The 12,463-nt window shown below is 29.5% G+C and carries 11 protein-coding genes; 1 reads left to right on the top strand and 10 read right to left on the bottom strand.

Annotation, left to right across the window (positions count from 1 at the left end):
* Positions 1-10: 10 nt before the first annotated feature.
* The 7 genes from CLTHE_RS00720 to CLTHE_RS00690 form a co-directional block, all read right to left on the bottom strand.
* Positions 11-1,684, bottom strand: a complete 1,674-nt coding sequence (locus CLTHE_RS00720; protein WP_080021559.1) for a GspE/PulE family protein — start codon at positions 1,682-1,684, stop codon at positions 11-13.
* A gap of 187 nt (positions 1,685-1,871) precedes the next feature.
* On the bottom strand, positions 1,872-3,494 hold the full coding sequence (gene groL / locus CLTHE_RS00715; protein WP_080021558.1) for a chaperonin GroEL: 1,623 nt from the start codon (positions 3,492-3,494) through the stop codon (positions 1,872-1,874).
* Positions 3,495-3,506: 12 nt separating this feature from the next.
* A complete protein-coding gene (locus CLTHE_RS00710; protein WP_040413706.1) occupies positions 3,507-3,779 on the bottom strand; it encodes a co-chaperone GroES in 273 nt (90 codons plus the stop codon).
* A 198-nt stretch (positions 3,780-3,977) separates the two neighbouring features.
* Entirely contained in the window at positions 3,978-5,276 is a 1,299-nt protein-coding gene (locus CLTHE_RS00705; protein ID WP_158082631.1) for an O-antigen ligase family protein, read from the bottom strand.
* 200 nt (positions 5,277-5,476) lie between these two features.
* Entirely contained in the window at positions 5,477-6,373 is an 897-nt protein-coding gene (locus CLTHE_RS00700) for a DNA-3-methyladenine glycosylase family protein (protein ID WP_080021556.1), read from the bottom strand.
* Positions 6,374-6,699: 326 nt separating this feature from the next.
* On the bottom strand, positions 6,700-8,094 hold the full coding sequence (gene gltA, locus CLTHE_RS00695) for an NADPH-dependent glutamate synthase (protein WP_080021555.1): 1,395 nt from the start codon (positions 8,092-8,094) through the stop codon (positions 6,700-6,702).
* On the bottom strand, positions 8,094-8,984 hold the full coding sequence (locus tag CLTHE_RS00690) for a sulfide/dihydroorotate dehydrogenase-like FAD/NAD-binding protein (protein WP_080021554.1): 891 nt from the start codon (positions 8,982-8,984) through the stop codon (positions 8,094-8,096). Before CLTHE_RS00690 ends, gltA begins: the two co-directional genes overlap by 1 nt.
* A gap of 173 nt (positions 8,985-9,157) precedes the next feature.
* Between CLTHE_RS00690 and CLTHE_RS00685 the strand changes: the two genes are divergently transcribed.
* Complete coding sequence (locus tag CLTHE_RS00685; RefSeq protein ID WP_080021553.1) at positions 9,158-9,616, top strand: hypothetical protein; 459 nt, start codon at positions 9,158-9,160, stop codon at positions 9,614-9,616.
* 82 nt (positions 9,617-9,698) lie between these two features.
* Here the strand turns inward: CLTHE_RS00685 and CLTHE_RS00680 are convergent, their stop codons facing one another.
* The 3 genes from CLTHE_RS00680 to CLTHE_RS00670 form a co-directional block, all read right to left on the bottom strand.
* A complete protein-coding gene (locus CLTHE_RS00680) occupies positions 9,699-10,547 on the bottom strand; it encodes a 3-hydroxybutyryl-CoA dehydrogenase (RefSeq protein WP_080021552.1) in 849 nt (282 codons plus the stop codon).
* Between the two features lie 96 nt (positions 10,548-10,643).
* A complete protein-coding gene (locus CLTHE_RS00675) occupies positions 10,644-11,648 on the bottom strand; it encodes an electron transfer flavoprotein subunit alpha/FixB family protein (protein ID WP_080021551.1) in 1,005 nt (334 codons plus the stop codon).
* A gap of 23 nt (positions 11,649-11,671) precedes the next feature.
* A complete protein-coding gene (locus CLTHE_RS00670) occupies positions 11,672-12,451 on the bottom strand; it encodes an electron transfer flavoprotein subunit beta/FixA family protein (RefSeq protein WP_080021550.1) in 780 nt (259 codons plus the stop codon).
* Positions 12,452-12,463 lie beyond the last annotated feature (12 nt).

Genomic DNA, 12,463 nt, shown 5'->3' with positions numbered 1-12,463 from the left:
TAACCCCTCTTTACTCCCTTAAATATGCCACTCTCATAAGTTCATCTATAGTTGTTACTCCTTGTATAACTTTTTCTATACAGGCTTTGTTAAGCGTTTTCATTCCATTTTTTATTCCTATCTCTTTTAATGAATCAGAATCTTCGTTATTTATAATACTTTCTCTAAGCTCGCGGTTTATATTCAATATTTCGTATATTCCTGTACGACCTTTATAACCTGTATTATTGCAATATGAACATCCTTCTCCTTTTTTTAATAGTAGTTTTTCTTCTTTTTGTACATTCAATAATTTTTTTTCATAATCACTTGCTTCATATTTTTTTGCACAACGTTTGCAAACTTTTCTTACAAGTCTTTGTGCAATAACTCCAACAAGAGATGTTGATATAAGATATGGTTCTATTCCCATATCTATAAGTCTAACTATTGTTGATGCTGCATCATTTGTATGAAGTGTGCTTAAAACAATATGTCCAGTTATAGCTGCTCTTGCTGCTATTTCTGCTGTTTCTGTATCTCTAATTTCCCCAATCATTATTACGTCAGGGTCTTGTCTTAAAATTGACTTAAGTCCTAATGCAAAAGTCATTCCTGCCTTTGGATTTACATTTACTTGATTTATTCCATCTACTGTAAACTCAACTGGATCTTCTACTGTAATTATGTTTTTATCTATACTGTTTAATTCTCCTAATACAGAGTAAAGTGTTGTGGATTTTCCACTTCCTGTAGGTCCAGTTACTAAAACTATTCCATATGTATTAGAAAGTATTTTTATAAGCTTATTTATATCTTCTTCATCCATACCTAAAGAACTCTTATCTTTAAGTTCATTTGAAGCTTTAAGAATTCTTATAACTACTTTTTCTCCATGCACTGTTGGGAGAGTTGATACTCTTAAATCTACTCTTATTCCATCTACTTCTTGAAGTATTCTTCCATCTTGTGGAACTCTTTTTTCTGCTATATTTAATTTTGCTAAAATCTTTATTCTTGTAATAAGCATTGATTTAGATTTAATTGGTGCAGTAAGCATAGTTGTAAGCTCACCATCAATTCTAACTCTAACTCTTATTTCTTTTTCCATTGGCTCTATATGAATATCACTAGCTTCCATTCTTATTGCATTTTGTATTATTGTATTAACAAATTTTATTATTGGAGCTTCATCTTCTAAATTTTCAAGTTTGTCTGCATCATCTTCTACTATTTGCTCATTTTCTAAATCTCTTGCAACTTCTTTTGCATACTGAGTTCTATAATATTTAGCTATTGCTGAATCTATTGAAGTCTTTGTATCTAAGACCTTTACTACACTTAATCCTGTAACAATGTTTATATCATCATCTGCAAAAAGATCTAAAGGATCTGATGTAACTATACAAATATTATACTCATCAGCTTGTAGAGGTATTATGTGATGTTTTTTACAAAGTGTTTCTGGAACTTTGTTTATTATATCCATATCTATATCTATAAACTCTAAGTTAACTCTTTTTATTCCAAGTTGCATTTCAAGAGTAGTTATTATATCTTCTTCTGTAATATACTTATTTTCTATTAATATTTCTCCAAGTCTCTTTCCTGACATTGCTTGTTTTGCAAGTGCAGTTCTAAGCTGACTTTCTGTAATTTTTCCATTTTGAATTAATAAATCCCCAAGTCTCTTTTTTATCCCCATAGTTTTCCTCCTATATTACATAATTAAATTATACAATATTTACCTTAAATTTTAAATATCGTTTTGTCAAAATTAGTATTTTTTATCAAAAAAAGTTTTTAGATGTTGGTCATATTATTTTATATAAAAAAAATCAGACCTGTATTACTACAAGTCTGATTTTATTATTGAATATTTCTTATTTTTATTAATACATTCCTTCCATTCCTGGTGCACTTGGCATTTGTGCAGTTTCTTTCTCTGGAAGATCAACTACTGCTGCTTCAGTTGTTAAGAAAGTTGATGCAACTGATGCTGCATTTTGAAGAGCTGATCTTGTAACTTTAGTTGGATCTACAATCCCTGCTTTTATCATGTTTTTGTATTCTCCTTTTAAAGCATCATAACCAATTAATTCTTCACTATTTCTTACTTTATCTACAATTACTGAAGCTTCCACTCCTGCATTAGTTGCAATTTGTCTCATTGGTTCTTCTAAAGCTCTAACTATTATATCTATTCCAACTTTTATATCATAAACATCTGATGTTAAGTCAGCAACTTTATTTAATACGCTAACATAAGCTGTTCCACCACCTGGAACTATACCTTCTTCTACTGCTGCTTTTGTAGCTGCAAGAGCATCTTCTATTCTAAGCTTTCTTTCTTTAAGCTCTGTTTCTGTTGCTGCTCCAACTTTTACTACTGCTACTCCACCAGCTAATTTAGCAAGTCTTTCTTGAAGTTTTTCTGAATCAAATTCTGAAGTTGTTTCTTCTAATTGAGCTTTTATTTGATTTATTCTTCCTTTTATATCTTCTGCATTTCCTTTACCATTAACAATAGTTGTATTGTCTTTAGTAATTTTTACGCTTTCAGCTTCTCCAAGTTCTTGTAGTTGAACTTCTTTTAAATCTCTTCCAAGTTCTTCAGAGATAACTTCTCCACCAGTAAGAACTGCAATATCTTTAAGCATTTCTTTTCTTCTATCACCAAATCCAGGAGCTTTAACTGCAACACAAGTAAATGTTCCTCTTAATTTATTAACTACAAGAGTTCCCATTGCTTCTCCTTCAATATCTTCTGCTATTATAAGAAGCTTTCTTCCTGATTGAACGATTTGCTCTAATATTGGAAGAATTTCTTGTATATTAGATATTTTTTTATCAGTTATAAGTATATATGGATTATCAAGAACTGCTTCCATTTTTTCTGTATCAGTAACCATATAAGCAGAAACATATCCTCTATCAAACTGCATTCCTTCAACTACATCAAGTTCAGTTCCCATAGATTTTGATTCTTCTACAGTTATAACACCTTCATTTCCGACTTTTTCCATAGCATCAGCAATAAGCTTTCCTATGTTTTCATCTGCGGCTGAAATAGCTGCAACTCTTGCTATGTCTTCTTTTCCTTCTACTTGTTTAGAAATATTTTTTATTTCTTCTACTGCTTTATCAACAGCCATATTTATTCCTTGTCTTATAAGCATAGGATTTGTACCAGCTGTTACGTTCTTAAGTCCTTCTCTTATAATTGCTTGAGCTAAAAGTGTAGCTGTTGTAGTTCCGTCTCCTGCTACATCATTTGTTTTAGTTGCAACTTCTTTTACAAGTTGTGCTCCCATATTTTCATATGGATCTTCTAATTCTATTTCTCTTGCAATTGATACACCATCATTTGTTATTAAAGGTGAACCAAACTTCTTATCTAATATAACATTTCTTCCTTTTGGTCCTAAAGTTACTTTAACTGTATCAGCAAGCTTATCTACCCCAACTTGCATAGCTCTTCTTGATTCTTCACCAAATTTAATAATTTTAGCCATTTAAATCCCCTCCTACTCAACAATAGCAAGTATATCTTCTTGCTTAACTATAATAAATTCTTCTCCATCTACTTTAACTTCTGTTCCAGTATATTTAGCATAAAGAACTTTGTCCCCTATTTTAACTTCCATTTTCACTTCATTTGTTCCTGGTCCTACTGCTACAACCTCTGCTTCTTGTGGTCTTTCTTTAGCTGTACCTGTTAAAAGAATTCCGCTTTTAGTTTTTTCTTCAGCTTCTAATCTTTTAATAACAACTCTATCACCTAATGGTTTAATCATAATAAAACCCTCCCTTTTAATATTTAATATAAAAATTTAATTTTCTCATTATTAGCACTCTATCCATTTGAGTGCTAATCCTTAATTATTATAATAGCTTTTCTAAAAACTAAATTCAAATATTTCTTTAAATATTATTGCCTTATTTTTTCTTTTTATAATTAATTAGAATAATATATTTCTATATTACTCTAATTCTCATTACATTATAACATTTTTCTCTTTATCTTCCATTTTTAAATTTTTAATAATTTCTATATTTGATCCTATCCCAAGTATAATCCAAAATAATGGTGCAACTGGTACCACACTTATATTCAAATTAGCTTGTACTACATATCCAAATAAAATTATTAGTATAGTTCTAACCCTATCATCTTCTTTATTTTTCCACAGCCTATAGAAAACTAAAAAAATTAAAATTATATATAATATAGCTGCTGGAACTCCACTAGTCGCAGCATAATTTAATATTTCATTATGTGCTTTATCAACCATAATATTTTGAGATTTCCATGAATCTAAAACATCTTTTGGAGCATCTAATTGAAAGCCTTCCCAGAAGCAAGATACTCCTGTTCCTAAAAATGGTCTTTCTTTTATCATATTTATAGCACCTTTATATATTCCTACTCTTCCACTTCCTGCACTAGAATCTTTTATATTTATTGCATCTTCTTTTACAGTTTCTAATCTTTCCATAAATTCTCCACTATTAAATAAATTCGCTACAAAAAATATTAGAGTAAACGAAATAACTATTATTATTGCTCTCTTTAATCTATTTCTATCTTTTATTATGAAATATAAACCTAGTAAACTAAAAATTCCTAAGCTTACCCAACCTCCTCTTGTCTTAGAATATATAAGAGCTAAAAAATATACTAAAGAATATATAAAGCATTTTTTATTTTTGTAAAAAATAAAACCCCACATTGATAAAGCTAAAAATATAAGTAAATAACTACTTAAAAAATTTCTATTTCCTATAGTTGAGTTCATTTTTTCTGCATTTTTAAGCAAAAAATTTAAAGGTTCATAACCTAAATTTTGAATTATATAATATATAGCAACTATTAATCCACTAAATAAAAATAAGTTTATTCCTAATTTACTTAACTTAAAATATTTACTTGCAGCTATAAAAATAATTCCATACATAAACAAAGTTATTATCCCTTCATATCTCCAAGTTCCTCCTGTTATAGATCTACTTATATCCATAGAATTTATAGTAGATAAAACAAGTAATCCAAAAAACAAAATAAATATTTTATCTGTCTCTGTATTTAATTTTGTTCTTTCTTTTATCATTAATATAAATATTAAAATTCCTATTCCATACAAAAATAAAGCTTTTGGATAATAATATCTATCAGTTCCTTTACTAGACAATATTAAAGGCATTACACATAAAATGATATGTAATAATATATTTATAACCTCAGCATTATCAAATTTTCTTTTATTTAACTCTAAAAACTTTTCTTTTATCCCCATAATATCCCTCATAAAAATTTTCCCATCTAATTTCTATACTCGTTTAATCATTTATTTACTTAATATTTCACATATAAGACATTTAGTCACATAAAACATATATTTTTATTTATTATTAATACTAAAAAATTAAAATATATAATAAAAAGAGTATGATTTTAAAAATCACACTCTAATTTACTATGCTATAATTTGTTTTATTATAACTTTATTCCATTTTCTCTTGCATAATAGAATAAATATTGTTGTGCAAATCCAGCATATTGTCCGAATTTTGTTCTACCAAAAATTCTTATTTTATTTAATGAACCTTCTTCTGCATTATAGAAATGCATCATTGCTCTTTTTACCCATACATCAACTGGGAATGCTGATTGTTTTCCCATTGAGAATAACATTATACAATCTGCAACTTTAGCTCCTACTCCTTTAAAAGCTTGAAGTGCAGTATGACATTCATCATCACTTAAACTAATAATTCTTTCTAAATTATATGTTCCCTCTGGATTATTTAAATCATCATTTACATTTTTAACAGTATCAACTATATATTTACTTCTAAAAGAAGCCCCTGTTGCTCTTATTTCATCTTCAGTTGCATCCTTTAACATTTCTGGTGTTGGGAAAGTATAATATATGTTTCCTTTATATTGTATTTCATTTCCCCATTTTTGACTTATTTTAAGTATTGTCTTTTTGATTGAAGGAATACTATTTCTTGCTGATATTATAAAGCTTATTAATAATTCAAAAGCTTCTTGATTTATAAGTCTTATTCCGTAACCATACTCAACACTACTTTTTAATGTATCATCAAAACTTAAAGCTACTTTTATTGCATTATAATCTCTCTCTAAGTCAAAATACTTAAACCAAATTGTTTCAAAATCTTCTTTATTAGTATTTAAGAATGTAACCTTATCTTCTTCTTGAAGAATTTCTAATACTTTTCCAAAAGCAACTATTATATAGTTCATTTCTCCAACTTTATCCCATCTAAAACATTGTCCACACTCTAATATTTGCTTTATATTAAAATTTTTAACTCCTTCTAAAATTACTTTATCTTCTAAATATTTTATATCTTTATAATCCATATTTTTTCTCCAATCTATTAAAATATTTTATCATTCTAAAAAACTATTTATTTTAGTTTAACCATATCTTTTTTAATAATGCTTTAGAATAATAATTATTTAATAATGTTTTTTGTTAATTATACCACACTTAATTATTTATAACTATATTTCAACTCTTCTCTTATTATTTTTTTAATTATTACGTTCTTATTTTTAAGTGAGAGCACTATTATTTCATATAATTTATTAATTCACTTATATATTTAAATATCAAAATAAAACACTCATGAATTATAATTTTCATGAGTGTTTTTATAATAAATTTATAAAATACTTTTTAAATTTTATACTGTTTTTAGATATTCATGTATACCTTTTGCTGCCTTTTTTCCAGCCCCCATTGCAAGAATTACTGTTGCAGCTCCTGTTACTGCATCTCCTCCAGCAAAAACACCATTTCTTGATGTTTTTCCAAACTCTTCTGTAGCAATTATACATCCTCTTTTATTTTTATCTAATCCCTTAGTTGTAGAAGTTATAAGTGGATTTGGTGAAGTACCAAGAGACATTATTACAGTATCTACATCTAATATAAATTCTGAACCTTTTATCTCTACTGGTCTTCTTCTTCCTGATTCATCAGGTTCTCCAAGCTCCATTTTTATACATTTCATTCCTTTAACCCATCCATTTTCATCACTTAATATTTCTGTTGGATTTGTTAAAATATCAAAAATTACTCCTTCTTCTTTTGCATGATGAATTTCTTCTACTCTTGCTGGAAGTTCGGCTTCACTTCTTCTATAAACTATATGAGTTTCTGCTCCAAGCCTTAAAGCAGTTCTCGCTGCATCCATTGCAACATTTCCTCCTCCTACTACTGCAACTTTTGAACCTGCTCTTATAGGAGTTTTATAACCATCTTTAAAGGCTTTCATTAAATTACTTCTAGTTAATATCTCATTTGCTGAGAATACACCATTTGAGTTTTCTCCTTTTATCCCCATAAATCTTGGAAGTCCTGCTCCTGAACCTATGAATACAGCATCAAACTTTTCATCTTCTATAAGCTCATCTATAGTAACGGTCTTACCTATAACTATATTAGTTTCTATTTTAACTCCTAATTTTTTTACATTTTCTACTTCACTTTTAACAACTGTATCTTTAGGAAGTCTGAATTCAGGAATACCATAAACAAGTACTCCACCTGCTTCATGAAGAGCTTCAAATATAGTTACATCATATCCAAGCTTAGCTAAATCTCCCGCACAAGTAAGTCCAGCTGGTCCACTTCCTATAACTGCAACTTTTTTACCATTTAGTTCTTCTCTTTCAGAAAGATCTATATTACGCTCTCTTGACCAATCTGCTACGAATCTCTCTAGTTTTCCTATTGAAACAGAATCTCCCTTAATTCCTAAAACACAATTACCTTCACATTGTGTTTCTTGTGGACATACTCTTCCGCAAACTGCTGGAAGAGCTGAAGATTCTGCAATAATTTTTGCTGCATCTTCAAAATTTCCTTCTTTTACTTTACTAATAAAACTAGGTATGTTTATACTTACTGGACATTTTTGAATACATCTTGCATTTTTACAATTTAAACATCTACTTGCTTCTCTAATTGCTTCTTCTTCATTATATCCAATACAAACTTCATCAAAATTCTTAGCTCTAATACTTGCTTCTTGCTCTCTTACAGGTATTCTCTTCATTCTATCTTCCATATTCATTATTCTTCACCCCCACAATTGCCACATCCTCCATGATGTGAATCCCCTTCTTTTCTCTTTAAGAAAGCTCTACCTTCCTCTGTTTTATAAATTTGCTGTCTTCTCATTGCTTCATCAAAATTAACTAGATGACCATCAAACTCTGGTCCATCAACACAAGCAAATTTAACCTCATCTCCAACAGTTACTCTACAAGCTCCACACATTCCTGTACCATCAACCATAATAGGATTTAAACTAACTGTTGTAGGAATATTAAGTTCTTTTGTTAACATGCACATAAATTTCATCATTATCATAGGTCCTATAACTATTGCATGATCATATTTTTTCCCTTTATTTTTTATTAAATCAGATAAACAATCAGTAACTCTACCATTGAATCCATATGAACCATCATCTGTAGAAACATAATAGTTTTTAGCTACTTTTTTCATTTCTTCTTCAAAAATTAAAAGCTCTTTAGTTCTAGTTCCTACTATTACATCAACATCTATTCCATGTTCTTTCATCCATTTAACTTGAGGATAAACTGGTGCTGCTCCAACTCCACCAGCAATAAAAATAAATTTTTTATTTTTAAGTTCATTTATATCTTCTAAAACAAATTCACTTTCTCTTCCTAATGGACCAACAAAGTCTGATACACTTTCTCCCACATTAAGTTCTGAAAGTTCTTTTGTTCCTTCACCTACAGTTTGAAACACTATAGTTACAGTTCCTTTTTTTTTATTAAAATCAGCTATTGTTAGTGGAATTCTTTCTCCCTTTTCACCATTTTTTATTATTATAAATTGACCTGGCTTTGCTGATTTTGCAACTCTTGGTGCTTCAATATCCATTAAAAATAAATTATCTGCTAAAACTTTTTTCTCAATAATTTTAAACACAAACATCCCCCTCTTACCCTTAACCTATTTTTATATATTATACCATTTATTGTAATAAAGGTTCAATATTGTGTATATGCTTAAAAATTTTAAATATAACAATATTTATAAAACTTTTATTTTGTATTTATGGTAAAATATTACTATAAAATATCATAAAAGGGGGAATTTTCTTGATAGAGGTTTTAAAAATATTAGTTGATATCATGAATTCAATTCATCATAAATCTATTGAAATTCTTGGTTCTAATGGATATGGCTTTACAGATAAACAATTACACTTTATTTTTATTGGTGCTTTAGGAATAATAATATTTGCCCTATCACATTTTTTATTTAAAATAGTCGCTAAATATTCTCTTACTGCGGTTTCTTTTATTTATACTTTTACTATACTTATTTTTATAACAGTTTCTATAGAAATACAACAAAAACTAACTGGGCAAGGTCAAGCCGAATTTGGAGATGTTTTTTGGGGATTATATGGATTTATATATGTATTCTTTATATATGTAGCAATAAAACTATCTTACATAGGTATAAAAATAGGAATTAAAAAATTTAAAAATAAAAATCAACCACCTAAAAGATTAGCTAAAAAAAGAAAACCGCCAAAATCTGTTTATTATTAATAAAAGAGGAGTGAATAAATAAATTCATTCCTCTTTATATAAAAAGAACTGCCAAATTGGCAGTTCTATAAAATCTATAAGATTACTTGCTGTAATCGTAGAAACCTTTACCTGTTTTTCTTCCAAGCCATCCAGCTCTAACATATTTTCTTAATATGTTTGAAGCTCTATATTTATTATCTCCTGTTTCATTGAATAAAACATCCATGATTGCTAAACAAACATCTAATCCTATTAAGTCTCCTAAAGCTAATGGTCCCATTGGATGGTTAGCTCCATATTTCATAGCTGTGTCAATATCTTCAACTGTAGCTATTCCTTCTTGAAGAATAAATGAAGCTTCATTAATCATTGGAATTAAGATTCTATTTACTACGAATCCTGGAGCTTCTGCAACTTCTACTGGTTCTTTACCAATTGCTACTGATAATTCTTTTACAACATCAAAAGTTTCTTGGCTTGTAGCTATTCCTCTTATAATTTCAACTAGCTTCATTACTGGAGCTGGATTAAAGAAATGCATTCCTATAACTTTTTCTGGTCTTGATGTAGCTGAAGCAACTTCAGTTATTGATAATGATGAAGTGTTTGAAGCTAAAATAGTTTCTGGTTTGCAGATTTTATCTAACTCAGCGAAAATTTCTTTTTTAATTTTCATGTTTTCAACTGCTGCTTCTACTACTAAATCACAATCAGCTGCCATATTCATGTCAGTTGTTCCTGAAATTCTTCCTAATATTTCTTCTTTAACTTCTTCAGTCATTTTTCCTTTAGAAACTAATCTAGTAAGACTTTTATCTATTCCAGCAATTCCTCTTTGAACAAATTCGTCTTTTATATCTCTAACAATAACTTCATATCCTTTTTGTGCGAAAGCTTGAACTATACCAGCTCCCATTGTTCCTGCACCTAATACAAATACTTTTTTCATAATGGTCCGCCTCCTAATTTCAATTTAAATTCATTTATACCTATACATTTTTTAAATTCAGGTGATGATTTCTTCATCACCTGACAATTTTAAGTTCTATTCTACTACTGCTTTAAATTGTGCAACTAATTCTGGTAATACTTTATTTACATCACCAACTATTGCATAATCAGCAATTTTCATAATTGGAGCAGATTCATCTTTATTGATTGCTATAATCATATCTGAATCTTGCATACCAGCTGTATGTTGAATAGCTCCTGAAATACCACAAGCAATATAAATACTTGGTCTTACAGTTTTACCAGTTTGACCAACTTGGTAATCTCTTTCTATCCATCCTTTGTCTATAGCTCCTCTTGATGCAGCTACTGTTCCACCTAAAACTTCAGCTAATTCTTTTAATTTATCAAAGTTTTCTTGGCTTCCCATTCCTCTTCCACCAGCAACTAAAACTTTAGCTTCACCGATATCTACTACATCTTTAGCATCTTTAACTACTTCTATAACTTTAGTTCTTATATCAGCACTTGTTAAAGCTACTTCAATTTTTTCTATTTCAAATTTTTCATTTTTTTCTTCTACTTTTGAGAATACTCCAGGTCTTACTGTAGCCATTTGTGGTCTATGATCTGGACAAGCAATTGTTGCCATTAAGTTTCCCCCAAATGCAGGTCTTGTAGCTAAAAGAGCCCCGTTTTCTTCTGGAACTACATCTAATTGAGTACAATCAGCAGTTAATCCAGTTGTTAATCTAGCTGCAACTCTTGGTCCTAAATCTCTTCCTATGAAAGTTGCTCCTATGAATAATATTCCTGGCTTTCTTTCTGTTGCTAAATCACAAATTACTTTTGTATATCCATCAGTAGTGTAATTAGCTAATTCTTCGTGATCTGCTAATATAACTTTATCAGCTCCGTGCTCACCTAAAGTAGTAGCTAATCCTTCTACATTGTGTCCTAATAATAGAGCTGTTAATTCAACTCCTAATTTATCTGCAATTTTTCTACCTTCGCCTAATAATTCTAATGATACTTTTTGTAGTTCTCCGCCTCTTTGTTCAGCGAATACCCATACGCCTTTAAAATCTGCTAAATTCATTTCAAGTTACCTCCCTATTCCTATTAGATGTAGTGCTTTTCTTTTAATTTTCCAACAACATATGCTGCAGCGTCTTTAGGTCCTTCTTTAACTAATTCTCCGGCACCTTTAGCTTCTTTAGTCATTGATTTTTTAACCTTTGTAGGTGAACCTTTTAATCCAAGAACTGCTTTATCTACATCTATGTCATCAGCTGACCAAATAGTGATTTCTTTGTCTTTTGTATCGAAGATTAATCCAACATTCATATATCTTGGAGCATTTAATTCTTCAATTGCAGTTAAAAGACATGGAGTTTGAACTTTTATCATTTCGTGTCCGTCTTCTAATGCTCTGTTTACTAATAATCCATCAGCTTCAACTTTAACATCTTGAACATAAGTTACTTGAGGAATATTTAAATGTTCAGCAATTTCTGGGCCTACTTGTGCAGTATCTCCATCAATTGCTTGTCTTCCAGCAAATACAATATCATATTCTAATTTTCTTATAGCTCCTGCTAAAGCGTTTGAAGTAGCTAATGTATCTGCTCCAGCAAATGCTCTATCAGTTATAAGAATTGCTTCATCAGCTCCCATACATAAAGCTTCTCTTAAAGCTTCTTTAGCTTGTGGAGGTCCCATACTTATTACTGTTACTTTTGCTCCACTATTTTCTTTTATTTGTAAAGCTGCTTCTAATGCATGTTTATCTTCTGGGTTAATTATTGATGGAACTCCATCTCTTATAAGTGTCCCTGTTTTAGGATCAATCTTTACTGCTGTTGTATCTGGAACTTGTTTTAAACAAACTACTATATTCATTTTTAAGCCTCC

This window comes from Clostridium thermobutyricum DSM 4928, from assembly GCF_002050515.1.
Lineage (GTDB): Bacteria > Bacillota > Clostridia > Clostridiales > Clostridiaceae > Clostridium > Clostridium thermobutyricum.
Note: the sequence above shows the minus strand (reverse complement) of the source record. Positions and strands in the feature narration are given on the sequence as shown.

Bases quoted from the DNA above. Each gene is read 5' to 3' on its own strand.
- CLTHE_RS00720 (WP_080021559.1), bottom strand. From the start codon at position 1,684: ATGGGGATAAAAAAGAGACTTGGGGATTTATTAATTCAAAATGGAAAA.
- groL (WP_080021558.1), bottom strand. From the start codon at position 3,494: ATGGCTAAAATTATTAAATTTGGTGAAGAATCAAGAAGAGCTATGCAA.
- CLTHE_RS00705 (WP_158082631.1), bottom strand. From the start codon at position 5,276: ATGGGGATAAAAGAAAAGTTTTTAGAGTTAAATAAAAGAAAATTTGAT.
- CLTHE_RS00700 (WP_080021556.1), bottom strand. From the start codon at position 6,373: ATGGATTATAAAGATATAAAATATTTAGAAGATAAAGTAATTTTAGAA.
- gltA (WP_080021555.1), bottom strand. From the start codon at position 8,094: ATGAATATGGAAGATAGAATGAAGAGAATACCTGTAAGAGAGCAAGAA.
- CLTHE_RS00680 (WP_080021552.1), bottom strand. From the start codon at position 10,547: ATGAAAAAAGTATTTGTATTAGGTGCAGGAACAATGGGAGCTGGTATA.
- CLTHE_RS00675 (WP_080021551.1), bottom strand. From the start codon at position 11,648: ATGAATTTAGCAGATTTTAAAGGCGTATGGGTATTCGCTGAACAAAGA.
- CLTHE_RS00670 (WP_080021550.1), bottom strand. From the start codon at position 12,451: ATGAATATAGTAGTTTGTTTAAAACAAGTTCCAGATACAACAGCAGTA.